The organism is Agrobacterium bohemicum (assembly GCF_002896715.1).
GTDB lineage: Bacteria > Pseudomonadota > Alphaproteobacteria > Rhizobiales > Rhizobiaceae > Agrobacterium > Agrobacterium bohemicum.
Map to the genome: position 1 here is coordinate 555,456 of NZ_PGEL01000028.1, position 25,961 is coordinate 581,416.

The 25,961-nt window shown below is 57.0% G+C and carries 29 protein-coding genes, 1 other RNA gene and 1 pseudogene; 4 read left to right on the forward strand and 27 right to left on the reverse strand.

All coding sequences use genetic code 11. The features are described from left to right. Nucleotides 1–112: 112 nt before the first annotated feature. The 19 genes from tilS to CUC55_RS21395 form a co-directional block, all read right to left on the reverse strand. On the reverse strand, nucleotides 113–1,447 hold the full coding sequence (gene tilS, locus CUC55_RS21305; RefSeq protein ID WP_245417799.1) for a tRNA lysidine(34) synthetase TilS: 1,335 nt from the start codon (nucleotides 1,445–1,447) through the stop codon (nucleotides 113–115). A gap of 4 nt (nucleotides 1,448–1,451) precedes the next feature. Then, complete coding sequence (gene ybgF / locus CUC55_RS21310) at nucleotides 1,452–2,462, reverse strand: tol-pal system protein YbgF (RefSeq protein WP_170063933.1); 1,011 nt, start codon at nucleotides 2,460–2,462, stop codon at nucleotides 1,452–1,454. 156 nt (nucleotides 2,463–2,618) lie between these two features. Beyond that, entirely contained in the window at nucleotides 2,619–3,155 is a 537-nt protein-coding gene (gene pal, locus CUC55_RS21315) for a peptidoglycan-associated lipoprotein Pal (protein WP_067644350.1), read from the reverse strand. Nucleotides 3,156–3,361: 206 nt separating this feature from the next. Continuing rightward, nucleotides 3,362–4,675 carry a Tol-Pal system beta propeller repeat protein TolB gene (gene tolB, locus CUC55_RS21320; RefSeq protein WP_103089064.1) on the reverse strand — a complete coding sequence of 438 codons (1,314 nt, stop codon included), beginning with the start codon at nucleotides 4,673–4,675 and terminating at the stop codon, nucleotides 3,362–3,364. Between the two features lie 81 nt (nucleotides 4,676–4,756). Then, nucleotides 4,757–5,941 carry a hypothetical protein gene (locus CUC55_RS21325; protein WP_067644345.1) on the reverse strand — a complete coding sequence of 395 codons (1,185 nt, stop codon included), beginning with the start codon at nucleotides 5,939–5,941 and terminating at the stop codon, nucleotides 4,757–4,759. Between the two features lie 7 nt (nucleotides 5,942–5,948). Beyond that, nucleotides 5,949–6,410: a protein TolR gene (gene tolR, locus CUC55_RS21330; protein WP_103089065.1), complete on the reverse strand. Its 462-nt coding sequence runs from the start codon at nucleotides 6,408–6,410 to the stop codon at nucleotides 5,949–5,951. A 29-nt stretch (nucleotides 6,411–6,439) separates the two neighbouring features. Next, nucleotides 6,440–7,159 (reverse strand): protein TolQ, encoded by a 720-nt coding sequence (gene tolQ / locus CUC55_RS21335; RefSeq protein WP_103089066.1) that lies wholly within the window; start codon nucleotides 7,157–7,159, stop codon nucleotides 6,440–6,442. A 260-nt stretch (nucleotides 7,160–7,419) separates the two neighbouring features. After that, nucleotides 7,420–7,860 (reverse strand): tol-pal system-associated acyl-CoA thioesterase, encoded by a 441-nt coding sequence (gene ybgC, locus CUC55_RS21340; RefSeq protein ID WP_067644339.1) that lies wholly within the window; start codon nucleotides 7,858–7,860, stop codon nucleotides 7,420–7,422. Continuing rightward, nucleotides 7,853–8,344 carry an NUDIX hydrolase gene (locus tag CUC55_RS21345; protein WP_103089231.1) on the reverse strand — a complete coding sequence of 164 codons (492 nt, stop codon included), beginning with the start codon at nucleotides 8,342–8,344 and terminating at the stop codon, nucleotides 7,853–7,855. The genes ybgC and CUC55_RS21345 overlap by 8 nt, the downstream gene beginning before the upstream one ends. Nucleotides 8,345–8,367: 23 nt before the next feature. After that, nucleotides 8,368–8,880, reverse strand: a complete 513-nt coding sequence (locus tag CUC55_RS21350; RefSeq protein ID WP_067644333.1) for an NUDIX hydrolase — start codon at nucleotides 8,878–8,880, stop codon at nucleotides 8,368–8,370. Next, a complete protein-coding gene (locus CUC55_RS21355) occupies nucleotides 8,873–9,454 on the reverse strand; it encodes a DinB family protein (RefSeq protein ID WP_067644329.1) in 582 nt (193 codons plus the stop codon). Before CUC55_RS21355 ends, CUC55_RS21350 begins: the two co-directional genes overlap by 8 nt. Before the next feature lie 14 nt (nucleotides 9,455–9,468). Next, nucleotides 9,469–9,687 carry a hypervirulence associated TUDOR domain-containing protein gene (locus tag CUC55_RS21360; RefSeq protein ID WP_067644326.1) on the reverse strand — a complete coding sequence of 73 codons (219 nt, stop codon included), beginning with the start codon at nucleotides 9,685–9,687 and terminating at the stop codon, nucleotides 9,469–9,471. Between the two features lie 50 nt (nucleotides 9,688–9,737). After that, complete coding sequence (locus CUC55_RS21365) at nucleotides 9,738–10,631, reverse strand: metallophosphoesterase (protein WP_103089067.1); 894 nt, start codon at nucleotides 10,629–10,631, stop codon at nucleotides 9,738–9,740. A gap of 2 nt (nucleotides 10,632–10,633) precedes the next feature. Next, complete coding sequence (gene ruvB / locus CUC55_RS21370) at nucleotides 10,634–11,674, reverse strand: Holliday junction branch migration DNA helicase RuvB (RefSeq protein ID WP_103089068.1); 1,041 nt, start codon at nucleotides 11,672–11,674, stop codon at nucleotides 10,634–10,636. After that, the gene (locus tag CUC55_RS21375) at nucleotides 11,671–12,078 is read right to left on the reverse strand and encodes a type II toxin-antitoxin system VapC family toxin (RefSeq protein ID WP_103089069.1); all 408 of its coding nucleotides are present in this window, start codon (nucleotides 12,076–12,078) and stop codon (nucleotides 11,671–11,673) included. Before CUC55_RS21375 ends, ruvB begins: the two co-directional genes overlap by 4 nt. Continuing rightward, complete coding sequence (locus tag CUC55_RS21380; protein WP_067644311.1) at nucleotides 12,075–12,353, reverse strand: AbrB/MazE/SpoVT family DNA-binding domain-containing protein; 279 nt, start codon at nucleotides 12,351–12,353, stop codon at nucleotides 12,075–12,077. The genes CUC55_RS21375 and CUC55_RS21380 overlap by 4 nt, the downstream gene beginning before the upstream one ends. Before the next feature lie 54 nt (nucleotides 12,354–12,407). After that, on the reverse strand, nucleotides 12,408–13,025 hold the full coding sequence (ruvA, locus tag CUC55_RS21385; protein ID WP_067644308.1) for a Holliday junction branch migration protein RuvA: 618 nt from the start codon (nucleotides 13,023–13,025) through the stop codon (nucleotides 12,408–12,410). A gap of 28 nt (nucleotides 13,026–13,053) precedes the next feature. Further along, a complete protein-coding gene (gene ruvC, locus CUC55_RS21390; protein WP_067644305.1) occupies nucleotides 13,054–13,566 on the reverse strand; it encodes a crossover junction endodeoxyribonuclease RuvC in 513 nt (170 codons plus the stop codon). A 113-nt stretch (nucleotides 13,567–13,679) separates the two neighbouring features. Beyond that, nucleotides 13,680–14,423, reverse strand: coding sequence for a carbonic anhydrase (locus CUC55_RS21395; RefSeq protein ID WP_103089070.1), 744 nt, complete (start codon nucleotides 14,421–14,423; stop codon nucleotides 13,680–13,682). 328 nt (nucleotides 14,424–14,751) lie between these two features. On the opposite strand from CUC55_RS21395, the gene CUC55_RS21400 reads away from it, so the two are divergent. Continuing rightward, nucleotides 14,752–15,753, forward strand: a complete 1,002-nt coding sequence (locus CUC55_RS21400) for an LLM class flavin-dependent oxidoreductase (RefSeq protein WP_067644302.1) — start codon at nucleotides 14,752–14,754, stop codon at nucleotides 15,751–15,753. A gap of 70 nt (nucleotides 15,754–15,823) precedes the next feature. Here CUC55_RS21400 and CUC55_RS21405 read toward each other — a convergent pair whose 3' ends face one another. Then, on the reverse strand, nucleotides 15,824–16,570 hold the full coding sequence (locus CUC55_RS21405; protein WP_067645551.1) for a YebC/PmpR family DNA-binding transcriptional regulator: 747 nt from the start codon (nucleotides 16,568–16,570) through the stop codon (nucleotides 15,824–15,826). A gap of 365 nt (nucleotides 16,571–16,935) precedes the next feature. Here CUC55_RS21405 and CUC55_RS21410 point away from each other — a divergent pair, with 365 nt between their 5' ends. Beyond that, on the forward strand, nucleotides 16,936–17,439 hold the full coding sequence (locus CUC55_RS21410) for a pyridoxamine 5'-phosphate oxidase family protein (RefSeq protein WP_103089071.1): 504 nt from the start codon (nucleotides 16,936–16,938) through the stop codon (nucleotides 17,437–17,439). Nucleotides 17,440–17,466: 27 nt separating this feature from the next. On the opposite strand, the gene CUC55_RS21415 is transcribed toward CUC55_RS21410, so the two are convergent. The 7 genes and pseudogenes from CUC55_RS21415 to CUC55_RS21450 form a co-directional block, all read right to left on the reverse strand. After that, nucleotides 17,467–18,315 (reverse strand): MBL fold metallo-hydrolase, encoded by an 849-nt coding sequence (locus tag CUC55_RS21415; RefSeq protein WP_103089072.1) that lies wholly within the window; start codon nucleotides 18,313–18,315, stop codon nucleotides 17,467–17,469. Between the two features lie 338 nt (nucleotides 18,316–18,653). Then, a pseudogene (locus CUC55_RS21425) lies at nucleotides 18,654–19,479 on the reverse strand (TIGR00282 family metallophosphoesterase). Beyond that, the gene (locus CUC55_RS21430; RefSeq protein ID WP_103089073.1) at nucleotides 19,476–20,069 is read right to left on the reverse strand and encodes a 5-formyltetrahydrofolate cyclo-ligase; all 594 of its coding nucleotides are present in this window, start codon (nucleotides 20,067–20,069) and stop codon (nucleotides 19,476–19,478) included. Before CUC55_RS21430 ends, CUC55_RS21425 begins: the two are co-directional and overlap by 4 nt. After that, complete coding sequence (locus CUC55_RS21435; RefSeq protein WP_067650760.1) at nucleotides 20,069–21,331, reverse strand: hemolysin family protein; 1,263 nt, start codon at nucleotides 21,329–21,331, stop codon at nucleotides 20,069–20,071. The genes CUC55_RS21430 and CUC55_RS21435 overlap by 1 nt, the downstream gene beginning before the upstream one ends. A 264-nt stretch (nucleotides 21,332–21,595) precedes the next feature. Continuing rightward, a non-coding RNA gene (gene ssrS / locus CUC55_RS21440) (6S RNA) lies at nucleotides 21,596–21,754 on the reverse strand. A gap of 117 nt (nucleotides 21,755–21,871) precedes the next feature. After that, nucleotides 21,872–22,249 (reverse strand): cell division protein ZapA, encoded by a 378-nt coding sequence (locus tag CUC55_RS21445; protein ID WP_067650763.1) that lies wholly within the window; start codon nucleotides 22,247–22,249, stop codon nucleotides 21,872–21,874. 12 nt (nucleotides 22,250–22,261) lie between these two features. Beyond that, complete coding sequence (locus tag CUC55_RS21450) at nucleotides 22,262–22,534, reverse strand: DUF4164 domain-containing protein (RefSeq protein ID WP_103089075.1); 273 nt, start codon at nucleotides 22,532–22,534, stop codon at nucleotides 22,262–22,264. A 324-nt stretch (nucleotides 22,535–22,858) separates the two neighbouring features. Here CUC55_RS21450 and tkt point away from each other — a divergent pair, with 324 nt between their 5' ends. After that, nucleotides 22,859–24,841, forward strand: a complete 1,983-nt coding sequence (gene tkt / locus CUC55_RS21455) for a transketolase (protein WP_067650769.1) — start codon at nucleotides 22,859–22,861, stop codon at nucleotides 24,839–24,841. 57 nt (nucleotides 24,842–24,898) lie between these two features. Beyond that, a complete protein-coding gene (gene gap / locus CUC55_RS21460) occupies nucleotides 24,899–25,909 on the forward strand; it encodes a type I glyceraldehyde-3-phosphate dehydrogenase (RefSeq protein WP_103089233.1) in 1,011 nt (336 codons plus the stop codon). Nucleotides 25,910–25,961: the final 52 nt, after the last annotated feature.

Consider the following 25,961-nt stretch of genomic DNA (forward strand, 5'->3'; position numbering starts at 1 on the left):
ATGTTGACCCTAACATAAGGAGCACAGTCGCCCTTGCCAAGGCAGGCGGGGACATCAGATGCGATTTGAGGTAAAAACTCTGAGAAAATCCGTGTGAAAAGCGCAGGTTCGGCTAGACCGGAGGCTGCGGGTAGGCGGAACGACCGATAAGGCGGGCGATCACGTTCGCCAATTCGAGATCGAACCGCGGTNAAAACAGATCGTAAGGCACAAGCAGCGGACGAATATCAACCTCCCCTGCCTCCGCAGCAGACCCTTCGTTACCCTCGACCTCAATGGTAGGCGTGATCTGCATTACCCGTTTCGCAACGCTTTTTGGAATGGAGGCGGGCAGATCAACCGCCATTCGTGCGTGTTTGCCGCCAATCAACAGGGTACGCGTTGACCGATTCGTGATCTCGAATCGCTCGTCCCACAGGGCGGTGGCACCTGCGGCAACCGCCAAGGATGGTATGTCCCGGGTTTCCCGCATCAGATAAAGCGCATCCTTACGCAGCTCGAAAACCGCGCGGCTCGCCGTTATCCGCCCTGGCTCACCCTTGGACAGGAATGCCATGACCCTGTCCATGCTATCCGCCGCCATTGCGAAGCGCCGGCCGCCGATGACGCTCGCCAGCGCCGAGAGCGCATACCGGACGATGGCAGTATCTGACTGCAAACCAGCGGGNTTTATCTTGATCAGGCAGTCAAGATGAGATTCGGCTTGTTTTTCAATCCAGTGCGCCGCCGCAGCAGATAGCATCGATCTGTTGATTGACTGATCAATCAAAGTCCTTTGCGGTTCCGAGTGACGAATCCGCACCCGCACCCGCTCGTATTTGGCGTCGTTGTTGGTGGGGTCATCGAACCAGGATTGCCCCTTTTCTCTCAGGAAGTCGCGAATATCCTGACGTGTGGAGACTAGAAACGGGCGCACGATCCAATGACGACCGGCATAGAGAACCGCGTCCGCCATACCAGCGAGACCGAGATTGTCATGACGCTGGCTTCGAGCGCTGCGCATGGCGATGGTTTCCCGCTGATCGCCATGCGTATGGCCAATCGCAATGACATCAGCGCCGATCTCCGCTGCCACTTCGCCAATCAAAGCATACCGTGCAAGCCGGGCGGCGGCTGAAATTCCGGTGGCCGGTTTGTCACCATCCCATCGGCGGATATGGTGAACAATGCCATGCCGGGCGCAAAGCTCTGCGACGCCCCTCGCTTCATCCGCGGACCCGCCACGCAATGCGTGGTCGATTGTCACGGCTTGCAGCGAGATGTCGCGGCTGCCCGTATCGGTCNAAACCCGATGCAGCGCGATCAACAGGCCGGTCGAATCGCTGCCACCGGAAACGGCAACGAGAATGCGGGCGGGCTTTGAAATTTTGTCGATAAACAGCCGCGCTGCCTCTAGGGGCGCAATCGGCTCTACGGAAAACGACAGATCGCCATCACCGGTCAGCACCTGCTCAGCAGCTCAGGCGTTTCTGTTCGCTCGTGACTTTGCCGAGAACGGTCTTGGAGGCGCTGGGATAACGCTTTGGCACTTCGCGAAGTGTTGCGCAGGCAGTTTCCTTGTTGTCGAGTGCAGCCAGAGACATGCCGAGCTTTAGTAGCATCTCAGGCGCCTTGGGCGACTTGCTGTAGGTCTGGTGTGCGTTCAGGAACGTCTTGGCTGAATCGGTGAATTTGCCTTGGCTATATTGCGCCTCACCCAGCCAGAAGTTTGCGTCCGCAGCTTTTGCGCCTTTGGGGTAACCCTGGATATACTGCTCGAAGCCCTTTTCCGCCGCCTTGTAATCACCCGACAGAACGTGGCTGTAGGCCGCCTGGTAGATATCGTTCTCGCTGGTCAAAGCTGCGGTGTTGACCGGATCAGGGCTGGGGGAGCCACCGGTTTCAACACCGGGAAGAGCACCTGCAGAATTCTGCGCGTTGCTGTTCAGTGAACCGCCAATCGGCATGCCGCGCTGGTCGAGCTCGATCGAGCCGAGCGTCGTTTCACCTGGAGCGGCATTGCTCCGTGGACCTGTTGCCGTTTGGCCTGCACCCGGCGTGCCACCCATTGAAGCGCCGCCTTGGGACGGCGTTTCAATGATGGTTGCGACATCGTCCTGGCCGCCCGACGATGGAATATCGGCTTCGGCCTTCTTCTTCGGTGCAGTCGGTGCGGCAGACTTTCCGCCTTCAAGTTCTTGAAAACGGAACTCGTTGTCTTCCTGCGCCTTGCGGATCGTTTCCTGCATTTGCAGCAGTTGGAAACTCATTTCCTCGATACGACCGTTGAGCTGACGAAGCTGTTCTTCCAGTTGTTGTACTCGGTAGGTGTCATTCGCCTGAACATTCACCACCGGTGCTTGTCGCGAATTGACCGTGCCAGAGNCCCCACCCCACCCAAACAGCGGCCCTGAAACGGCAGTGCCGCTCAAGCCTGTGCAGGCTGCAAGCCCCAGCATTCCCGCCACCACAAGTTTCTTCATGTTGCGTCCTGTCTGGTTGATTTGCGCCCCAACGACGCNAAACCGGANTTTTTCCATTTGGCATCAAAAAGCAACTTAACTTCGGCCAAACTATGGAAAAAACAAAAGGCGGTCCGAAGACCGCCTTTCAATCATCCTCACAAAATTGCGAGGCAATTACATGCCTGCGCCACCGAGAACGGTGACAGCGCGACGGTTCTGCGACCAGCAGGAGATATCGTCGCAAACAGCAACCGGACGTTCCTTACCGTAGGAAATGGTCCTCATGCGGTTTGCAGGAACACCCTGCGATGCCAGGAACTGCTTGGTCGAAGCGGCACGGCGTGCGCCGAGCGCCAAGTTGTACTCGCGTGTGCCGCGCTCATCGGCGTGGCCTTCAACGGTGATGGCGTAGTTTGGATAACGAGCCAGCCACTGTGCCTGACGCTGCAGCGTCTGCTGCGCATCTGCGCGGATGGATGTGCTGTCGGTATCGAAGAAGATACGGTCGCCGACGTTGACGGTGAAATCCTGGGCAGAGCCCGGCGTTGCAGAGCCTGCGCCGCCGCCAAGGCCAAGTTCGCCAGCACTGTTGGGCATGTTCTTCTTGTTGGCGCAACCGGCCAGCGCAAGCGCAAGCGTCAGAGCGATCATGGCCGGGTTGCGGGCAATTCTCTGCATCGGGCCGAGTGCCGAAGTGTTTGTACGGCTCATTGCCGGTCTCTCCTTAGAATTCAGTAACGTTGCCAGACAATAACCGAATGCAGTTAATTGCCCCCAAACAATTATGGTTAACAGAAAGGAAATGCCTCATTTTCTGTGTCCCCGCAACACGTAGCGGTAAGAAAGCAGGCAGTTCCGGATAAGGGCATGCGTAGAATACGGCGGCAACTGTGCTCAGTGCCGCCGCAATAGGNAAATCAATCCAGAAGCGGCGACCATGCCGGGTCCGACGCGAATGTCGGTGTTTTGATCAACTGTTCGTTATAACCCGTCAGATCGATGGAATAGAGCTGCGGGCCGCCCGAACCGGCATTCTGGCGGAAGAACATGATAACGCGACCGTTCGGTGCCCAGGTCGGGCCTTCATTGTGGAAGCCTGTGGTCAAGATGCGCTCGCCTGAACCATCAGGCTTCATGACGCCGATGGAAAACTTGCCGCCAGATTGCTTGGTGAATGCAATCAGGTCGCCGCGAGGAGACCAGACAGGCGTCGAGTAGGAACCATCGCCAAAGGACACACGGGTCTGGCCGGAACCATCCGCATTCATGACGTAAATCTGCTGGCGACCACCACGGTCGCTTTCAAAGGCGATGCGCTGACCATCCGGTGCATAGGACGGTGCCGTATCGATGGCACCCGTATTGGTAAGGCGCGTCGTGGTGCGCGAGCGCAGGTCCATGGTGTAGATGTTGGCGTTGCCTTCCTGCTGAAGGCTCATGATGACCTTCTGACCGTCGGGCGAAAAGCGCGGAGAGAACGTCATGCCGGGGAAGTTGCCGACAACTTCACGCTGTCCGGTTTCCAGCTGCAACAGATAAACGCGCGGCTGCTGACCCTCGAACGACATGTAGGTGACTTCCTGACGGCTTGGCGAGAAGCGCGGCGTCAGAACAAGGTCTTTCGTCGTGGTCAGGTTGCGAACGTTGAAGCCGTCCTGGTCCATGATCGAAAGCGCACGCTTTCGGTCGGTCTTGGGTCCGCTTTCAGAGACGAAAACGACGCGGGTATCGAAGTAACCCTTTTCACCGGTGACGCGCTCATAGATAGCATCGGCGATGATGTGGGCGACACGACGCCAGNTTTCCGGCTGGGTAAAGAATTGCTGACCACTCATCTGCTGACCGGCAAACGTGTCCCACAGGCGGAACTCGGCGCGCAGACGGCCATCGGCCTCCTTGGTTACGCGGCCCGTGACCAGTGCCTGCGCATTGATGACCTTCCAGTCTTCGAAGCGTGGCTGTTGGTCCGGGTTGCTGATCNTTTCGATAAAAGCGTTTTTGTTGACCGGAGCAAACAGGCCTGAACGCTGCAGGTCGGCTGCGATAACCTGCGAAACTTGCGCGCCGATGCCATCACCCGACATGAAATCGGTGACCGCAATCGGCAGCGGCTGGACGTTGCCCTTGTTGATATTGATTTGAACTTCAGCACTGGCCGGTGTGACCGCTGCGAAGGAAAACAGCATGCCGGAGGCAACCATTACCGCACGCAGGAGAGAGAACTTGATCATTGAGACAAGCCTTTCAGCTTCATACAAAAATTGGACATCGAATTGGGCATTGGTCTTTCCATCGGTCCCAAAACTGTCGGTTTAAAGCGCGAATTCGGATGGGTCGAAGTTCAGGACCAACGTGTTCCATCCCCTTTCGCCATCGTATTTTTCAACTGGCAGATTTTTCAACGGCGCAGACCTGAAGATTGCGCGACGCGCACTGCCTTCAACAGCGCGTCGCGTCCCTTCCGGTCCGCCGGTCGCAGTCACTTCCGGCTGGCCGACGATGTTGCCGGACTGGTCGAGAGACACGCGAACGACAACCCGCACCTCGGAAACGCCGGTCAAACCGGATGCCATAGCCCAGTTGTTCTGGATTTGACCTCTGACACTGTCGATTTCACTGGCACTCAAGCCGGTACCAATCGTCTTCTTGCCACCCAGCGACGCCGTCTCGGTCGAGCGTTTCGCGCCACCACCGGAGGGAGCCTGCTTGTTCAGCAATGCAGAAATCTCGTCGGCATTGAACTCGCTGGCCTGCGAAGCGGCAGACTTGGCGGTTTCCTGCTTGCGGTCTGCCGGTTTCTTGTCGGACGGCTTCTCGTTCGATTTAGCCTGCTCCGGCTTCTTCTCCGCTGGCTTTTCAGCAGGCTTCTGCTCGGCTGGCTTTTGTTCGGCCTGCTTGGGCGGCTCCGGCTTCGGCTCAGGCGGCTGCGGGCGGGAATTCGGGCGCGGCACATTCGGCGGCACCGGAATTTCGGCAGGCTCCTGATTTTGCGGCGGAGGCTCCTGCGCCTGTTGTTCGGCAGGCGGTTGCGTCGGCGTCGGTGGTGTCGCTATTTCCGGCTTGGGAATGGGCAGCGATGCCGTCTCCTGCGGCTTTGGCGCAGACGTCTCTTCCTTGACGATGTCTTTCACATCGTTGGGCTTGGTATCCACAACAGGCGCTGGTTTTTCTTGCTTGGGCGGAGCCGCAGCACTGTCGTTATTGTTGGGCTTTTCCGTTGGTGTCGGCGGAGCGTCGAGATCAGCGGTGTTGTTGCCCATGTTCTGGGCATTGGGAATGATATCAGGCCGGGTTGTCGGAACAGGCGCGGATTTTTCGGCCTTGGGCGCGTTTTTGTCGCCCTGCTGGATCTGGGTCATCTCTTCCACGGACACGAGATCGACAGGCATCGACTCAGCCTGAGACACCTCAAGCGGCGCTGGCGAGCCCAGAGACACGAGGGCAAAGGCCAGCAGCGAGGCGTGCACGATCGCAGATGTGGTGACGCTGCCCTTCATACTTAGATCAATTGTCCTGTTTCTGTTGCGTTACAAGGCCGATATTCTTGAAGCCCGCAGCCTGAATACGCGCCATGACATCGGCAACGATGCCATAGGCCGCAACCGAGTCCGCACGCACGAAAATACGCTCGTTATAGCCGGTCGTCGAAATCGCCTGCAGCTTGTCAGCGACTTCCGTCGCCTGGATCGGCGTTTCCTGTAAATGGATCACGCCATCGGCATTGACGGNAATGGTAATCGGCTGCGTATCGGAATTTAGGGCATTGGCGGATGTCTGTGGCAGATCAACAGGCACGCCGACCGTCATCATAGGTGCTGCCACCATGAAGATGATAAGCAGCACCAGCATGACGTCCACGAGGGGCGTCACGTTGATTTCGCTGATCGCGCCACCCTTGCGGCGTCCTCGGCCTCGACCACGGCGCCCACCGGACCCACCGCCGCCACCGCCTGCTGACATTCCCATTATGTTACTCCACTCGCTCGGGTGCGCGTTTACTGCGCGGCCTGACGTGTCTGCAGCTTCTCATCGATCTGGCGCGAAAGGATGGCGGNAAACTCGTCCGCAAAACCTTCCATGCGCGCAGAGAGCTTGCCTGCATCGCCTGTGAATTTGTTGTAAGCGATAACCGCCGGGATAGCGGCAACCAGACCAATGGCCGTCGCGAGAAGCGCTTCGGCGATACCAGGTGCAACAACCGCTAGGTTGGTGGACTTGGAACCGGCAATCGCCTGGAACGAGGTCATGATACCGATAACCGTACCGAACAAACCGATAAACGGACCCGCAGAACCGATTGTCGCCAGAGAACCGAGACGCGCTTCGAAGGTTTCGCCTTCGCGTGCCATGGTCACGTCCATGGCACGGTCGATACGCATCTGAAGACCGATGGGAGACCGTGCGCCTCGCTCGAAGGACTTCTTCCACTCGCGCATCGCCGCCACGAAGATCGCCGCAAGGCCCGTATTCTGGCGTTCCGCCAGCGTCCGGTACAGCTCTTCAAGCGACTGGCCGGACCAGAACACCTGTTCGAACTGGTCGAACTGACGCTTCGCCTTGCCGAAGGACACATATTTGTCGATGACGATGGCCCACGTCCAGACAGATGCGGCGATGAGGCCGATCATAACCAGCTTGACGATGAGACCAGCCTGCATGAACAGCGCCCAAAGACTTACGTCGTGCGTTGCCGCGGCCAAACCTGCCTGTTCCATAAAAATCCAATCCCCGAATCCAAACGCCCGGTGCATGACCGGGCGATTTAAACGCGCATCAACGTTTGAAGTCCTGCGGCAAGTGCCGAAAACCCCATGAGCCGTGCCCCGATATTACCATTTAGCCTTCCTTGACCGTAAATTTGGTAAAAGGAAGGCGTGCGGCGCACAAATACCGAATGGTTAAGGTAGACTACATTATGGTTAAGGGAGTGTTACGAAATAGGCACTTCAAACAGCAGCACCATATTTCCCAATTCTTACTTCAAAAATTTCTCTGCAATCGTATCAGGTAGACGCCGCGGTCTTCCCTTGGCATTGATCACGGCAATAATCACTTTCGCGGTAACCAGCAAAGTTTCCCCGCGCCGGATTTCCTGATTGAGCACCATCTTCGCCCCACCAGCTTTTTCGGTGAGTGTGGTGATTGCAAGCACATCGTCCATCCGCGCCGGTGACTTGAAGTCGATTTCCATGCGATGAACGACGAACACAAGCCCCTCCTCATCCGCCGTCAGCAACGCGCTCTGCTCGCAGCCAAGGCAACGCAGATAATCCGTGCGACCACGCTCAAGGAAGTGCAGATAGCGGGCGTGATAAACGAGGCCGGAGAAGTCGGTGTCTTCGTAATAGACACGCTGCGTCAGCCGGTGGCCGTGTTCGATGAGTTCGCCGGAGAGGGATACGGTCAGGTCAGTCATGCCGCTTTACTCCTTCACGCACAATCAGATGCTCGTGCCGTTCCGGCAGCGCCTCGATCCGCTCGGCGATAAATGCAGGCCGTAAATCACTCTCTTTCNAAACAGGAGCGGTCGCGAGCAACCATCTAAACTCGACATCCACCCCATCCACGATACGATGAACGATGTCGCTTTCATGAAAGGGAAAAGCCTGTTCGAGATGGATCAGGTAATAGAAAGCCAACTCATGCGCGTCATATTCGCCGTATGAAAAGAAGCTCTCGGCTGACCACAAGAGACGCTCGATCCGCGCTTTAACATGCAGTTCTTCCTCAATCTCCCGCAGGATCGTTTCTTCCGAACTCTCCCCGATTTCGGCACGACCACCGGGGAGCGCCCAGTAGCGGTCGGTAACACTGCGGTTCACCAGGAGATGACCGTTGTGGAACACGAGGCCCGCCACACGAAAGCTGAAAAGCTGCGGCTTATGATCCAGTCTGATCATGTGCCGTGGAGAAATGACATCGCTCATTTGTCGTCCAAGTTCCCGTCATCCCAAACGATGTGCTGAACGGAAGCGGGAAGGTTTTCGATTTCACCGGCGATGAAATAGGGCGGAATGTCCAACTGCGTCAAGGCTTCCGTGGTCGCTCTTGCCCAGCGAAACTCCAGCGGATGTTTGCCATCCTGCATGCGGTGCACGATGTCTTCCTCGTGGAAAGGAAACGTCTCGGGCAGTTCCATCAGGTAGTAAAAACCAAGCTCGTGCCAGTCCTTGCCCTCATAATGGAAGAAGTTTTCCACCACCCAAAGCAGACGCCCGATCTGGGCCTCGACGCCAAGCTCTTCCACCATCTCGCGCGCCAACGTATCCTGTGATTGTTCGCCCATTTCGGCGCGGCCGCCGGGAAAACTCCAGAATTTCTCATGTGTGGCCCGGTGCACCAGCACATAGCCATCGCGAAAAGCGATGCCTGCAACGCGCATCTGGAAAATGCGCTTCGGCTTGAATTTCATACGGATACGGGTGTCTTCAGTCATATGTTTTTGCTTCCGGGAGCATGAGGTCACGTTCCGACCAGCCTAGCGCGTCCAGTTCCGTTTTGCGAACCCCCGCATCATCACCAACGACGAATTCGTCCAGTTGCGGTGGTTTGATGGAGGTGCCGGACAGCATTGCATGAACCTGTCCGCGATGATGCGTCTGGTGCTGGAACAGATGCGTGAGAATATCGTCGCAGCGGTCGGTCTGTATCCGCTCTGCCCTGTGTATGCGCACGATATCGGCAAGCATATCAGGCGCCAGCCCATCGGTGAATGCCAGGAGATCAGCGTCGAGTTTCGCCTGCGCTTCGCGCAGCTCGACCATATCACTGTATGGCTCGGCCATTGAGAAAGCAGCATATCCCAATGTGCCGCCCTTGAGGGCATCGATATAAAAAAGATCGACGCAGTAAATGTGGTTCAGGGTCGCGCGGATCGTCGGAAAAAAGCCTGTTCTTGGGGCCACCAGCTCATCGCGTGAGAGGCGGAGGCAGGTTTCGTGCAGCCTGAAATTCGCCAGCAGATTGTTACGGGCGAGTTTCCTGAACACGCGGCACGGATCATAGGCCATGGCAGGCTCCCGGATCAGTCCAGCTTTTCCAGTTCAGATTGGCTTTTAAGAACACGACCGCCGTCCTCCTGTTCGACCAGATAGGCCGGTTCGTCTTCACTTGCCTTGCGCTTGATGACGGAGCCTTCGATCTTGCGTTCGACATCTTGGGTAAAGCTCTCGGTAACCTTGCCCTCACCCGTGCCCGATCCCCATTTCCATTGAACCTTGGTACCCTTGCGAAACTTCGTCATCACACGCTCCTCACCAAAAACGGTGAATGACCGGACTGCGGGATGGTTCCTCACACCCCGCCGAGTTCGATCACCACAACCTCTGGCGGAGACATGAAGCGAACGGGTGCAATGGAGCATCCCAGCCCACCGGACACGACGAGATGCCTGTTGTCCTCGACCACATGACCATAGGCGAATCGCTCGCCATAACGGGATGGCACTGCCGGTCGCCAACCGAAAAGGTTCACCTGCCCGCCATGCGTATGCCCCGAAAGCGTAAGTGCAACGCGATCAGGAACCGACGTGAAAATATCCGGCTCATGTGCCAGCNAAATGATCGGCGCATCATCTGTGACCTGCGCAAGCGTTCCGCCCAGATCATCGAGCCCCGTCCTTCGGCGCCCTTGAAGATACGCCCATTGGTCTTCCAGTCCGGCAATCCAGAATGGCTGGTCGGCAGACCCGCTTCGGACAGAATCGTTGGAATGAACGTGAATACCGACGGCCCTCAGAGCCCGATGTGCGACTGTCTCTTTCAGCCTCAGCCGCTGGGCTTCAAGGTCCTGCCACCAGTCGTGGTTCCCACATATGGCGTGAACGCCGTAGGTTGCCTTCAACCCGGACAGAGCGCGTGCCCATTCTTCTGGAGGAACGACACCCGTCACCAGTTTCATGCCCGACATGTAGTCGCCCAGCAGAAGAATGATATCTCCGTCCAATGTGTTGGCGTAGTCGCAAATTTTGGCGATGCGTTCAGCAGGCATCCACGGTTCGCAAGCATGAAAATCTGCCAACGCCACGATGCGCAGTCGCTGACCTGTAGGCCAACCCGGCNGGTTGATGCGATAGCGGGTGGTGGAAAGCCGCGCCAAAGGTTCTATGCCACCTGCATAGGCGCCAAGAGAAACCAGCCCCGCCGCCATTGTCGCGGCAGTTTTCAGCAGGGTCCGGCGGGTGATCATGATCAGTCGTCCTCGAGGGTGAGACGAAATTGCGCCGCTTCCAAATCCTTTGGCGGCTGCATGCCGAGATGCTTCCACGCGGTTGCGGTCAAAATACGGCCACGCGGCGTACGCTGAATGAAGCCCTGCTGGATCATGTAGGGCTCGATGATGTCCTCGATGGCATCCCGTGGCTCGGACAAGCCAGCCGCTATGGTCTCGATGCCGACAGGCCCACCACCGAAGTTGACGGCAATCATCGTCAGATAGCGCTTATCGAGCTGATCAAGGCCCATATTGTCGACCAGCAGCCGCGTCAGCGCCTCATCGGCAATCTGACGTGTCACCGATTCCGCCCTCGCGACCTCGGCAAAATCACGCACACGACGCAATAGCCGTCCGGCAATACGCGGCGTACCGCGTGAGCGACGCGCAATTTCTCTGGCACCCTCTTCCGTCATCGGCAATCCCATGATGCGGGCCCCACGCCGCACGATCAGCTCAAGCTCCTCAACCGTGTAGAAGGACAAGCGCACGGGAATCCCGAAGCGATCTCGCAACGGGTTTGTCAAAAGCCCGAGCCGAGTTGTGGCCGCAACCAGTGTGAANTTTGACAGATCGATCTTCACCGACCGCGCCGCTGGCCCCTCCCCGATGATCAAATCCAGCTGAAAGTCTTCCATCGCTGGATAAAGAATTTCCTCTACAGCCGGGCTTAACCTATGGANTTCATCGATGNAAAGGACGTCGCGCTCTTCGAGATTGGTCAACAGCGCCGCCAGATCGCCCGCCTTGGCAATGACGGGGCCAGAGGTAGACTTGAAATTGACGCCCAATTCCTTGGCCATGATCTGCGCCAGCGTCGTCTTGCCAAGACCGGGTGGGCCGACGAACAGGACGTGGTCCAGCGCCTCACCACGGTTCTTGGCCGCTTCGATGAAGATTTTCAGATTGGCGCGAGCTTCCGCCTGACCGGTAAAATCATCCAGCGTCTGCGGGCGCAACGTTGTATCGATATCTTCGCCGCGCTTCTCCGAAGAAATCAGCCGTGCCGCGTCGCTCATGTCAGAAGTTCCATTCCGGGTATTTTGCGGGCCGCTTTCTGATCGAATGTGTATGTCATCTTGCAGCTGGCCATTCTATTCATTTCCGAAATAACGGCATCGGNAAAATCCGCACCGGAATTCCGGCAAATATCAATCGCGTTGCCCACCACCTCATAGTCTGGCACCTCAATTTCACGACGNTCGAGGATCGCCTGAACAAAATCAAGAACGGCACTCTTGGAGTAGCCATAAAACCGCTCCAAGACCCATGACGTTTCCATAATGACGACCACGCCCACGACAAGCGTGTCATTTTCTCCCAGCTTGTCGATGAAGTTCATCACGCTGTCGCTTTGAACGGGATCATCAATGACAGCAACACGAAGGAGAATATCGGTATCGATACCAAATCGACCGCTCATTCATCATCCTCGTCGCGCAACGATTCCTTATAGGCATCGGACAGAGCATATCCGATCGCAGGGTTCATTTCGTTAATCGTCAGCTTTCTGCCATTGGGTGGGGCACCCAACAGACCGGCCAGATCGTTGAAAGACTGGTTACGCGGTACGACGACCATCTCGCGATTACGGACCCAGACGTAGCATTTGTCACCCGGCTTGATATCGAGTTGATCTCGAATATTCTTGGGAACAGTCATTTGCCCCTTGGATGTGATGGTTGTCTGGAACCCCATAACAAGCGACTTTCTTACTTTTTTAAAATCGTAAGGAAATTAACACAGGCTGTCCTAGCGCGAAAGCTCCCGTAACCCCAGCCGGATCAGCTTGGCGCTGTCACCACCCTCACCGCCATTCTTCAGCGCAGCGGCCACAGCATTGGCCGCCTGATCGCGGGAATAGCCGAGATTGGTGAGTGCGGAGACGGCATCGGCCACCGGCGCGGATGCGACACCCTCGCCCAGCTCCTGCTTGAAACCGATGGAGGCGGAGGCCTCACCCGCAAACGCGGGAGCCTTGTTGCGAAGCTCCGTGACGATACGCACCGCCACTTTCGGCCCGACACCGGGCGCACGCGAAACGACCACCTTGTCTTGGAGCGCGATGGCATTCGCAAGCTCGGAGGGGGTAAGCGTCGACAGCACCGCCAAAGCGACCTTGGCACCAACGCCCTGAACGCTCTGCAGAAGATTGAACCATTCACGCTCCAGCGCACTGAGAAAGCCGAAAAGCCTGATTTGATCTTCACGAACATAGGTTTCGATGAAGAGAACCACGGCTTCGCCAGCGGAGCCGAGGCGTGACAGGGTGCGCGTCGAGCAATAGGCGACGTAACAGACACCGTGCACATCAACGACCACATGGTCGTCGCCGATTTCATCGATAGTGCCTTTGAGTTTTCCGATCATGTCGATGCCCGTCCGATGTGTATAAGGGTTAGCTGGCCGCCAGAACGCGCCGCATGCGCTCGCTGACGCGATTGTGGGCGTGGCAAATGGCGATGGCGAGAGCATCCGCTGCGTCATTGCCCTTGAACTCCGCCTTCGGCATGAGAATTTTCAGCATCATGTGGATTTGCTGCTTGTCGCCGTGGCCGACACCGATGACCGCTTTCTTGACCGCATTCGGGGCGTATTCCGCAACCGGCAACCCAGCGCGCGCCGGAACCAGCATGGCAATGCCACGCGCCTGTCCCAGTTTCAGTGTCGCCACCGCATCCTTGTTGACGAATGTCTGCTCCACGGCGGCTTCATGTGGCTGATGGGAATGAACAATCTCGGCAAGGCCGTCATGCAACTGGCAAAGGCGTGAAGCCAGATCCATATCGCCATCCGATGTCACGGTGCCTGACGCCACGAAACGCAGGCTGTTGCCCAAGGTTTCTATGACACCCCATCCCATTCGGCGCAGTCCCGGATCAATCCCGATAATTCGAATCGCATTTTGCATATGGCACCCTATCTCTGAGCGACAAAACCTGCCAGCGATAAGTGAACAAAACGACAACATCCTTCATTTGATGTGAGGGGGAGCGGCGGCACACCGCCGTTCCCCGTATTGCTTTACATCACATCGAAGAAATCGACGGCACCGGTATCGAGGTGGTAATAGGCGCCGACAATCTTGATCTTGCCGTCTGCCAAGGGCTTCAACAGCAACGGGTCGCTTTCCTCTCTCAATGTCCGCACGACGCGCCTCACATTCTGTTTGACGGCGTTTTCCGTGGCATCGCCCTCCATTCCACGGGCCTCCAGCACGGCTGGAATAATGGGCTCGATCATGTTGTCGATCTGTCCGGGGAAGCGGGCATTTTTCTCAACGACCGACATAGCAGCCTTTACAGCACCGCAACTCTCATGGCCCATCACAACCACGAGCGGCACACCGAGGACGGCAACGGCGTATTCGATCGAGCCCATGGCGACGGTATCGACCGTATTGCCGGCGTTACGAATGATGAAGAGTTCACCCAATCCACGCCCGAACAGAAGTTCTGGTGGTACACGGCTGTCCGAGCAGGACACGTAAGCGCAAAATGGTGCCTGTCCCTTGGCAAGCTCAAGCCGCCTCGCTTCGTTACGATCGGCAAACACCAGTTCATCGCGCAGGAATGCCTGATTACCCTCTTTGAGAAGATCGAGCGCGCCATCCGGTGTCAATGCTGACTTCCCATCCTTGACGGGCGCGTGTTTCAGGGGCGCTGCCTGCCGCAAGGGTGAACTCTGGGCTTGGCTCACGGCAGGAATGGCGGCAGCGGCAGTCGCTGCCCCGGCGGTCAACNAAAGACGTCGAGATAGATTGCACATAATTGACACTCTCTTTCGCAAGTTGCGCTGAAGCGCTTGGCTNAAATAAATCGAGCATCTTCAGAGAGTTTGGGTTTCCCGCCAGACTGCACCGAGCACGCTCGATGCGGTCCGACATCACCAGAAAAATGGTCTGGTCAGANGGGCCCGGTCCGCTACCATCACGTAGGAGGCGCAACAAGGCGAGCAAGGTGCCGTGCCAAAACGTCGCAGTTCAACACCAGNTTTTTTGATCCATCGATCAATTCGCCGCGACTGCTCTGGCAAATTTGCCCGTGCGGCTTACATCCTGCCCAACGTAAAATATCAAACGCGTCAGGAGCGTACGATGATCCCNTTTTCCATTCTCGATCTCTCCCCAGTTGGCGAAGGCGAGAACGTGAGCAAGGCGCTTGAAAATTCGCGCCGCATGGCCATCCACGTGGAAGACCACGGTTATGAGCGTGTCTGGCTTGCCGAACACCATGGCATGCCCGGCATCGCCAGCGCTGCAACCTCCCTCGTCATCGCTCATGTGGGCGCTGCAACGAAACGCATTCGCGTCGGTTCCGGTGGCATCATGCTTCCCAACCACTCGCCCCTCGTCATCGCCGAACAGTTCGGCACCCTGGCCGCCCTGCTGCCGGGCCGCGTCGATCTTGGCTTGGGTCGTGCGCCGGGAACCGACATGCGCACTGCGCGTGCGCTGCGTCGCAACCTCGATGCGGGAGCCGAAAACTTCCCTCAGGACATACTCGAGTTGCAACAATATCTCGGTCAACCGATACAGGATCAGGCAATTCTGTCCGTACCGGGCATGAATACCAACGTGCCGATCTGGCTGTTGGGCTCCAGCGTCTACAGCGCACATCTGGCGGCGGCCCTTGGTCTGCCATATTCTTTCGCGTCACATTTTGCGCCTGATATGCTGATGGATGCTATCGCCATCTACCGCGAGCGCTTCCAGCCCTCCGCCACACTCTCGAAACCCTATGTCATGGTGGGCGTCATGGGCGTAGGCGCGGACACCGATGAAGAGGCGCAACACCTGTTCACCTCGGCGCAGCAGCAGTTTGTCAACCTGCGGAAAAACATCCGCACCCAGTTCCCCAAACCCGTCGAAAGCATGGACGCTCACTGGAGCGACATGGAACGTATCACCGTCGATCATACGCTGAGATACGCGGTGGTGGGTTCTCATACGACGGTGGAACGGAAACTGGCAGATTTCCTGTCAGACACCGGCGCGGATGAATTGATCATCTCCATGCCAGTCCACGACATCGAAAAGCGCCTGCGCTCTGTGGAAGTGTTTGCGGAAGTGCGTGGCGGGTTGAAACTAGCCGCTTGATCCATGTCTGAAACATAAAAGCCCTCGCGCATCACTGCCGAGGGCTTGTTGAANTTTAGCGGAGAGGCAATCAAGCCGAAAGTCTGGCCATGATTTCTTCGGATACTTCGAAGTTGGAATAGACGCTCTGGACGTCATCGTCGTCTTCGAGATTATCGATGAGCTTCATCAAAGACTGCGCCTTTTCTTCATCCACCGGCACGGTGTTCTGCGGCTTCCAGATGGACTTGACGCTGTCCGCTTCTCCGAGAGCCGCTTCCAAAGCCTTGGAGACTTCGTTCATCGCTTCGAAACCGCAGATGATCGTGTGACCATCTTCGCTGCTTTCAACGTCGTCGGCACCGGCTTCGATCGCCGCTTCCATCACACTGTCGGCATCTCCAACAGAGGCCTTGTAGGTGATTTCACCGACGCGGTCGAAGGAGAAGGACACAGATCCGGTTTCGCCCAGCACACCGCCAGCCTTGGTAAAGATCGAGCGAACGTTGGATGCCGTGCGGTTGCGGTTATCTGTCAGCGCTTCGACGATAACGGCCGTGCCGCCCGGGCCATAACCCTCGTAACGGACGTAATCGTAGTTCTCGGCATCCGCGCCAGACGCCTTCTTGATGGCACGGTCGATATTATCCTTCGGCATCGACTGCGCTTTGGCGTTTTGCACCGCCAGGCGCAACGCCGCGTTCATGCTCACATCCGGCAGGCCGGATTTGGCAGCGACGGTGATTTCACGCGCGAGTTTGGAGAACATCTTCGAACGAATCGAATCCTGTTTTCCCTTGCGATGCATGATGTTCTTGAACTGTGAATGGCCAGCCATGGCACCCCTGATCGGATCGTTTGTTTGGATTGCGGTGCTTATAAGTGTGATAGCCCTGCGGTTCAAGCCCAAGCGCCCACTCTTCTCTCAACACATTAAAGCGTTTCCTTGTTAACTGGAACAGTTTTGCCGGAGCAGGTTTTCGTCAGGGCAAAATCGATTGGCGAAGGGCACACCCCTAGGTACGCCCGAGCCAATCGCCCTTGAGCCTGGCGGAAAGATACCCGGCAGAACTGTTCCAGTTAACAAGGAAACGCTTTAGGGAACTGAAATCTATTCTCTTCGTTTTGGTCAGGAGTGCCGATGCGGGTGGCCTTGTCCCCGTCATCGCNAAAGATAACGAGAAATGTGAAGGAAACTACTCCATGGTCAGTCTGAGTGAAGCACGCGAAGCCCCTGCCCGGCAGCTCTGGGACGAAATCAATTCCGTTCATGCCGGCATGCTTGGTCTGGAAGGCCTCCACAGCCATATGCAGCCAATGGCTCCTCATGCGGATCCAAAGACGAACACCATCTGGTTCTTCACCNAAAAGGATGCCCATATCGTGCAGGCGCTGAAGTCGGGCGCACGCGCCCACTTTTGCGTTGTCGGGAAAGACCATGACTATCACGCCTGCCTGTCCGGCAAGCTGGAAGTGCGCGATGACAAGGCAAAGCTCGAAGAATACTGGAATTCAGTGACCGCTGCCTGGTACGAACATGGTAAGAGTGATCCGCAACTGACGATGCTTGCGCTACATGTCGATGATGCCGATATCTGGGCCTCCACGGACAGCACGCTGAAATTTGGCTGGGAAATCGCCAAGGCGAACTTGTCCGACGACAAGACANCCGACGTCNGGGTACGCCAGCATCTATCATTCGCTTAACGTCTTCTTCTCCCGCCAATCATGGATTCACATGCCTTGCGGCACGAGAATTTGCGGTTGGCGGGGAAGGCTCCGCATGGATACGCGAATGACAGGATCGCTGGCATAGGCGATCTTGAACTGGGCGCCGAACGTCACCAGAAATTGCTCTAGAGCGCTTGGCTGGTGCATCGGCAAAATCAGTGCCGACCTCAGCCGTTTGACGATGCGGCTCATGCTGTCTGCCCCCATCGTCAATNCCCCATCAACCGGAACCATCAGGACATCCAATCGTCCGATTTCCGCATATTGGGTTTCCGTCAGTTCGTAGTGCAGGTGCCCGAGATGTCCGATGCAGAGGCCGGCGATTTCAAAAATGNAAATCGAATTGCCGTCTTTCTTCAACAGCCCGCCACCACCCCAGCGATTGCGGATGTCCGATGTGACATTGCGCACATAAACGTCATCCACTTGTAACTTATGCACGGCCTTTTCGTCAGGCATATCGCTCCAGCCATGCAGCACATTTTTGATCGCCGGGTCTGGATACAGCGTGTAATGGGTCGAATGCGCATTGTTCATGGTGACGATGGCAGGAGTAACCGGAGGTAGATAGACGCCGTTATAATCCGTCGCAATTGTCACACCTTCGGGAGAGGTGATCAAAAACGTCGAATGCCCGATATACTGTATCTTCACCTCTTCCTTCGCCACCTGCGCCAGTTGAACATTCGAAGGCTGAAAGCTGGCGAAGGTCACACCGGGCAGGGTCTGGGCAATCGCCTGACACTGGCTGATGGGCGGGCGGCTCACGGAAGGGCGGCTTGGCTGTTGCTGGGCCGATGCGCCAGTGGCCACCAAAAGCCCTGACAATGCGAAGATAAGCATGCGAAGCATCGGCACCACTCCCATAACGAGACGAGTGCGGGCAGGATGCGGCAAGGGTTGATGATCGTCCAGACGCAAGAGGTAGAGGCCGCTCACAATGTCGTCATTGGAGGTAGATTGCTATTGGGGTTGGCGGGTGTGGCTTANCCCCCTCTGTCCTGCCGGACATCTCCCCCACAGGTGGGGAGATCGAATCGTGGCTAACTTTCGGCCATCTCTTGCGTCGAGATGAAGCTAGGTCGTGCGCCCAACTAATCTNCCCACCTGTGGGGGAGATGTCCGGCAGGACAGANGGGGGTAAGCCACACCCGCTGCCAATTAACTGAGAACCAACCTCCAGGCCCCGATCAAACCCAAAACGCTGGAACCGTCTCCGCCAACCTTGGCCCCAACCGCAGCGGCGCGATCTTTTCTGCAAGACCGGTACGATCAGATATCTCAACGCCGACGCCGCAAATGGTCGCCGGACCACTGGCCGCCTCGAAACGACCCTTTGGCATTTTTGATATGAAGCGGTTTATCGGTTCTTCNTTTTCCATGCCGAGCGACGAATCGTAATCGCCACACATACCTGCATCAGACATATAGGCAGTGCCGCCGTTCAGGATTTGCGCATCTGCCGTGGGTACATGCGTATGGGTGCCGACGACGAAGCTGGCACGTCCGTCGACAAAGTGACCGAAACACTGCTTTTCGCTGGTTGCCTCGGCGTGGAAATCAAAAACAATCGCATCGGCCTGTTCCCCCAGCGGGCAGGCGCCAAGAATGGTTTCCGCAGAGCTGAAGGGGTCATCCAGTTCGGGATGCATGAACACGCGACCCATGATGTTGGCCACCAGAATGCGCGCACCGTTACGGGCATNAAACAGGCCTGAGCCCTTGCCCGGCGTTCCCTTCGGGTAATTGGCAGGGCGCAGAAACTGGTCATGACGCTCGCAGAAACTGACCGCCTCTTTCTGGTCCCAGACGTGGTTGCCTGTTGTCACTACATCGGCACCCGCATTGATCGTTTCAAGATAAATGTCTTCGGTGATCCCGAAACCGCCAGCGGCGNTTTTCGCCATTGACGACAACGAAATCCAGCTTCAGATCGGAGATAAGTCCCGGAAGACGCTCCCACACCGCCGTGCGGCCCGTCTTGCCAACCATATCCCCGAGAAAAAGCAATCTCATTGCGCCGTCCTGTTATCGAAATATCGTAGACCGCTCTCGGTCAGAACGGCATCCAGCGCCACATCATGCGCTTCTGCCGGCACTGATGGCACTTCCTGGCAGTCGAATGCAATGCCGATGAGCACTGGATTCAGTCCNTTTGCATGGAGTCTGGCAATCGCACGGTCGTAATGTCCCGCTCCGTAACCGATCCGGTGGCCACTTACGTCGAAAGCCGACAGCGGCACCAACAGAACATCGGGGTCCAGAACCGCCGCGTTTTCGCCGGGGCCTGTGGTGCCAAAACCTGATTTGAAGAGTTCGGCACCCTTGACGAATTCGCGAAAGACAATGGTTTCGCGGTCCACCATAACAGGTAAACAAATCCGCCCGCCTTTGGCGCGCAGCGCTTCCATCAAGGGCCGCGCATCGACTTCGGACCTGATAGGCATAAAGCCGGACACAACGCTTCCCGCTGCGAACCTCAAAGCGACCGCTCCATTTTCCGAAATGGCGAGGCTTTTTAATTGGCGCTGCTCAAAGGAAAGAGCGTCCCGCAAAGCGAGACGCTCCACACGTATCTGGGCTTTGGTGAGAAGGCCCGATGTCATCAGGCCGCCCGGCTGACCAGCACCTTGTCTATCCGGTGCCCATCGAGGTCAATCACTTCGAAGCGCCAGCCATCGCGGGTAATATGCTCACCCAGCTCCGGCAAACGCCTGAATTCATCGAGAACCAGACCGGCAACCGTCTCGAACTCGGCATCGTCGGCAATCTGGAAGCCCATGCGGTCGGCAAATTCGTCGGCTGGCATCCAGCCTGCAACGAGGAAGCTGCCATCTTCGCGCTCGACCATCGCGGGCTCTTCGCCGTCATCTTCCTGGAAAGCACCGGTGATGGCTTCCAGAACGTCACCGGAACTGACGATACCTTCGAAGTGGCCGTACTCGTCATAGACGAGAACCATATGCACGGTAGAACGGCGCAGCGACTGGATGACGTCGACCGCACTTGTCAGGTCCGATACGACAGGCACTTCGCGAAGCAGCTCTCGAACATTCAGTTCCTTACCGGAAGCGAGTGCATCGAACGCATCCTTGGCGAAGAGGACACCGAGAATTTCGTCGGAAGCACCATTGCGCACAGGCAGGCGCGAACGCTGCGTTTCGCGCAACTGCACCCGGATTTCTTCAGCCGTATCTTCGATATCGACCACTTCCACATCACGGCGTGGCGTCATCAGGCCGCGCGCATTGCGGTCTGCCAGACGCATGACGCTGGTGATCATGGCCGATTCTTCGCTCTCAATGACACCCGCGCTATGCGCTTCGGCCAAAACCGTACGAATTTCATCATCGGTGACAGAATTGTTGGACTCGCCGCTATGACCAAGAAGCGCAAGGATGAGCTTGCCGGACTTGTCCAGCAGCCACACCACGGGCGCACCGATCCTCGACAGCATCACCATGGCAGGAGATACCTTCACGGCAACCTTTTCAGGATCGCGCAGAGCAATCTGCTTCGGCACCAGCTCGCCGACGATCAGCGAAAGATAGGTAATGGCGACAACAACCACGCCCACGCCGATCGCATCGGCAGCGCGATCCGGCACGCCCTGCTCCAGAAGCCATCCGGTGAAACGCGCACCGAGTGTCGCACCAGAGAAAGCGCCTGAGAGCACGCCGACCAGCGTAATGCCGATCTGCACGGTGGAGAGAAAACGTCCGGGGTTTTCTCCAAGGGTGAGCGCCATGGTGGCACCTCTGCTGCCTTGCGCGGCAAGCACTTTTAGCCTCGCCGGTCTGGAGGAGACGACGGCAAGCTCGGACATGGCAAGCACACCGTTCAATACGGTAAGCAGAACCACGATCATAATTTCAGTAAACAAGTTTAGCTCTTTTTGGGCTGTTGAACGGCATGTCGCGGCTGCAACCACAATCGCTATAGTTGAGAGCGGGAGCGGACATACCAACACCAATAATAAGGAATAGTTCCGCCAATGCAATGACCGGCCGACCAAAAAGCCAAATCATACAGCCTACTGGCGATAATGGGTCGATCAAGCGCGGAATGCCGTTACTGGCAGAGACGCATGCGGTGCCGTTGCCGCATGAGATGATAATACAAATAGAGAAAGGTGCGATCCGCGGCGACCGATGGAGTTTTACGATCCTGGGTGCCTACAAACGTAGGTGGGCGCCATATGTCCAAGCCCACGGGCCTGGCCAGGGACAGCTCCCTTTGGATCGAGTATGGCCCCAGGGATTGAGTTTCCTGTCGAGAAGCGCAGAACGCACTTCATATATACGACGGTTCGGAGAAATGCGGAAGGGGGCGGAGACCACAATATAACAGATTGTTCGGTGAGACCTTGTTACGCAAAGCAAAGCTTACGACGCGATGCTTCAACCTGTTAGTTCACGACCGGCTTCGGGCGCGCCACCAGCTTTTCGGTAATGCCATTCAACCGCGTCGAAAGGTCGGAGATTGCGCTGACCAGCATCTCCTCGGTCTTTGCTCTGCTTTCGGCCATGCCGTCGCGATTGCTTTGCAACGTTGTGACCTGCCCCTCCAGCAAATCGATCTTGCGCCTCAGTTCAGACATTTCGTCGGTGATCATGATGCCCGCCATGACCGTCAGGCGCAGGTCGCCGATTTCGCCGAACTGGCTCTTCAAATGTCCGACATATTGGTCGAACTGGCTGGCAAGGTCTGTCAGGTGATCTTCCTGCCCCGCCTCGCAAGCCATGCGGTATGCCTTGCCGTCGATCATAACTGTCACTTGAGCCATGAATTTCAGTCCTTATCGATCCAGCACGGCGCGGATGGTTTCCATCGCGGTGACGAGGCGGCGTGAGACCTCGCGGTTGACTTCTTCAAGCCGGTTGGCCCGAAACTGCGACTGGTCCAGCTCCTGCGCAAGGCGGGCACGATCCACATGCACGCGCTTGACTTCGCTCTCGACCTCACCGCTCTCGCGCTGACGTTCGATACGCATATCAATTGCGTTTTCGAGACTGTTGATGGCGGAGCCTAGCTCCGACAACGCGACATGTATGGNTTTTTCCGCCGTCATCGTTTCTTCCAAGCCGCAAGCAACAAGCCGAATCGTTATTGCCTGGTCTAAATCAGGGCGCTTCTACGATATGACTTGATTAACCGTCTCGTCAATCAATCCAATACATTCAAGCACTTTGCGCTGTGGATGAATGCAGCACCGGAAGGTCAAGAAGATGGCAGCGGTCTAAATATTGCCAGAATACGAAACGATTTTTGTTGGCTATCGAACCACAAGCGGCCCTGGTTTTATTGACTCGCCCGCCCTACCTGCTATGGATCAACCCGCTTTTTGGATAGTTATAATGACTATCTCCTATCACCCGGAACAGACGGAAAAGCCATGATTTCTCGCGACAAACACGACCGGATGGCCAATGCAATCCGATTTCTTGCCATGGATGCTGTGGAGAAGGCCAACTCTGGCCACCCCGGCCTGCCAATGGGCGCAGCGGACGTCGCCACGGTTCTCTTCACGCGTTACCTGAAATTCGATCCGAAGGCATGGCAGTGGCCAGACCGCGACCGCTTCGTGCTGTCTGCCGGTCACGGCTCCATGCTGCTCTACTCTCTCCTGTATCTCACAGGGTACGAGGATATGACGATCGATGAGATCAAGCGCTTCCGCCAACTCGGTTCCAAAACCGCCGGTCACCCGGAATACCACCACGCCACCGGCATCGAAACCACGACAGGCCCACTGGGTCAGGGCATTGCCAATGCCGTCGGCATGGCGATTGCCGAGCGCAAGCTGGAAGAAGAATTCGGCTCCGATCTTCAGAGCCACTTTACCTACGCACTGTGCGGCGACGGCTGCCTGATGGAAGGCATAAGCCACGAGGCGATTGCGCTGGCTGGTCATCTGAAGCTCAACAAGCTCGTGCTGTTCTGGGATAACAACAACATCACCATCGACGGTGAAGTTGGCCTCTCCGACTCGACCGACCAGATCGAGCGCTTCAAGGCCGTTCACTGGAACACGATTGCTATCGACGGCCATGATCCGGAAGCGATTGCCAACGCCATCGAAGCCGCTCATGCATCTGACCGCCCAACCTTCATCGCCTGCAAGACCGTCATCGGTTTCGGCGCGCCGAACAAGCAGGGCACGCATAAGGTTCACGGCAACCCGCTGGGTGCCGAGGAAATCGCTGCTGCCCGCAAGAGCCTGAACTGGGAAGCCGAGCCTTTCGTCATTCCAGAAGACGTGTTGGACGCATGGCGTCTTTCCGGTCTGCGCTCCACCAAGACCCGTCAGGAATGGGAAGCCCGCCTGGAAGCGACCGATGGCGACAAGAAGGCAGAATTCAAGCGCCGCTTTGCCGGTGATCTGACCGGCAACTTCGATAGCTCCATCGACGCCTTCAAGAAGAAGGTCGCCGCGAATAACCCGACGGTTGCGACCCGCAAGGCATCCGAAGACACGCTCGAAGTCATCAATGGCATCCTGGCTGAAACGATTGGCGGCTCTGCCGACCTGACGCCGTCCAACAACACCAAGACCAGCCAGATGAAGTCGATCACACCGACAGATTTCTCTGGTCGTTACCTGCATTACGGCATTCGCGAACACGGAATGGCAGCGGCCATGAACGGCATCGCCCTGCATGGCGGTCTCATTCCATACGCTGGTGGCTTCCTGATCTTCTCGGATTATTGCCGTCCATCGATCCGCCTTGCCGCACTCATGGGCATTCGCGTCGTTCACGTGCTGACGCATGACTCGATCGGCGTTGGCGAAGACGGCCCGACGCACCAGCCGGTGGAGCAGATCGCAGCCCTGCGCGCCATTCCAAACCTTCTGGTCTTCCGCCCTGCGGATGAAACGGAAACAGCGGAAGCTTGGCAGTTTGCCCTGCATCAGAAAAACCGTCCGTCTGCACTGGCCCTCACACGCCAGAACCTTGCACCTGCCCGCAAGGATTACGAGGAGAAGAACCTCGTATCTTACGGCGCATACGAACTGGTTTCGGCAAGCGACGCAAAGGTTTCGATCTTCGCATCCGGTTCGGAAGTCGAGATTGCGCTAAAGGCTGCCGCTGACCTGAAGGTCAAGGGTATCTCCACCCGCGTCGTTTCCGTTCCTTGCTTCGAACTCTTCAAGGAACAGCCGGAAACCTATCGCAAGGCCATCATCGGCAATTCGCCGGTCAAGGTCGGCGTAGAAGCTGCCATTCGTCAGGGCTGGGATTATTTCATCGGCAATGACGGCGCGTTCATCGGCATGAATTCCTTCGGTGCATCCGCGCCTGCGAAGGACCTGTACAAGCATTTCGGCATCACCGCAGAAGCCGTGGTCGCTGCCGCAGAAGCGAAGCTGGGCTGACGGCTAGCGCCGTCACCGTTCCATACAAAAACGAAAATATTGATCGGGAGTATGTATATGACTGTAAAAGTTGCCATCAATGGTTTTGGCCGCATCGGCCGCAACGTCCTTCGCGCTATCGTGGAATCCGGCCGCACGGACATCGAAGTCGTTGCCATCAACGACCTCGGTCCCGTTGAAACCAGTGCGCACCTGCTGCGCTATGACAGCATCCACGGCCGGTTCCCGGCAGACGTAAAGGTCGAAGGCGACACCATCATCGTCGGTGGCGGCAAGCCGATCAAGGTTACGGCCGTTCGCGACCCTGCACAGTTGCCACATGGCGAACTCGGCGTCGATATCGCGCTGGAATGCACCGGCATCTTCGTCGCCCGTGACAAGGCCGCCGCTCACCTCACAGCAGGTGCCAAGCGCGTCATCATTTCGGCCCCTGCCGAAGGTGCGGATTTGACGGTCGTCTTTGGTGTCAACCACGACCAGCTGACGAAGGACCACCTCGTCATCTCCAACGCGTCTTGCACCACCAACTGCCTGGTTCCTGTCGTCAAGGTTCTTGATGATGCCGTCGGCATCGACCACGGCTTCATGACCACGATCCACTCCTACACCGGCGACCAGCCGACGTTGGACACCATGCACAAGGATCTGTACCGCGCCCGCGCCGCAGCCCTGTCCATGATCCCGACGTCGACCGGCGCTGCAAAGGCCGTCGGCCTGGTGCTGCCGCACCTCAAAGGCAAGCTGGACGGCACATCGATCCGCGTTCCAACGCCAAACGTCTCGGTCGTCGACTTCAAGTTCGTCGCCAAGAAGGCAACGACCGTCGAAGAAATCAACGAAGCCATCAAGTCTGCCTCCAACGGCAAGCTGAAAGGCATCCTCGGCTACACCGACGAGCCGCTGGTATCCCGTGACTTCAACCACGACAGCCACTCCTCCATCTTCGCAACGGACCAGACCAAGGTCATGGAAGGCAACTTCGTGCGTATCCTCACTTGGTACGACAACGAATGGGGCTTCTCCAACCGCATGTNCGACACGGCAGTGGCACTCTTCAAGACGTTCTGATTTTTGTCAGGTAGTGAATAAGCAAAACCCGGCTGGAGTGATCCCGCCGGGT

What these genes read in the sequence shown, in the direction of transcription:
- pal (WP_067644350.1), bottom strand. Translation starts at nt 3,155, where the DNA reads ATGAGCCGTACAAACACTTCGGCACTCGGCCCGATGCAGAGAATTGCC.
- CUC55_RS21325 (WP_067644345.1), bottom strand. Translation starts at nt 5,941, where the DNA reads ATGAAGGGCAGCGTCACCACATCTGCGATCGTGCACGCCTCGCTGCTG.
- ybgC (WP_067644339.1), bottom strand. Translation starts at nt 7,860, where the DNA reads ATGACTGACCTGACCGTATCCCTCTCCGGCGAACTCATCGAACACGGC.
- CUC55_RS21350 (WP_067644333.1), bottom strand. Translation starts at nt 8,880, where the DNA reads ATGACTGAAGACACCCGTATCCGTATGAAATTCAAGCCGAAGCGCATT.
- CUC55_RS21355 (WP_067644329.1), bottom strand. Translation starts at nt 9,454, where the DNA reads ATGGCCTATGATCCGTGCCGCGTGTTCAGGAAACTCGCCCGTAACAAT.
- CUC55_RS21360 (WP_067644326.1), bottom strand. Translation starts at nt 9,687, where the DNA reads ATGACGAAGTTTCGCAAGGGTACCAAGGTTCAATGGAAATGGGGATCG.
- CUC55_RS21380 (WP_067644311.1), bottom strand. Translation starts at nt 12,353, where the DNA reads ATGGGGTTCCAGACAACCATCACATCCAAGGGGCAAATGACTGTTCCC.
- ruvA (WP_067644308.1), bottom strand. Translation starts at nt 13,025, where the DNA reads ATGATCGGAAAACTCAAAGGCACTATCGATGAAATCGGCGACGACCAT.
- ruvC (WP_067644305.1), bottom strand. Translation starts at nt 13,566, where the DNA reads ATGCAAAATGCGATTCGAATTATCGGGATTGATCCGGGACTGCGCCGA.
- CUC55_RS21405 (WP_067645551.1), bottom strand. Translation starts at nt 16,570, where the DNA reads ATGGCTGGCCATTCACAGTTCAAGAACATCATGCATCGCAAGGGAAAA.
- CUC55_RS21435 (WP_067650760.1), bottom strand. Translation starts at nt 21,331, where the DNA reads ATGATCGTGGTTCTGCTTACCGTATTGAACGGTGTGCTTGCCATGTCC.
- CUC55_RS21445 (WP_067650763.1), bottom strand. Translation starts at nt 22,249, where the DNA reads ATGGCTCAAGTGACAGTTATGATCGACGGCAAGGCATACCGCATGGCT.
- tkt (WP_067650769.1), top strand. Translation starts at nt 22,859, where the DNA reads ATGATTTCTCGCGACAAACACGACCGGATGGCCAATGCAATCCGATTT.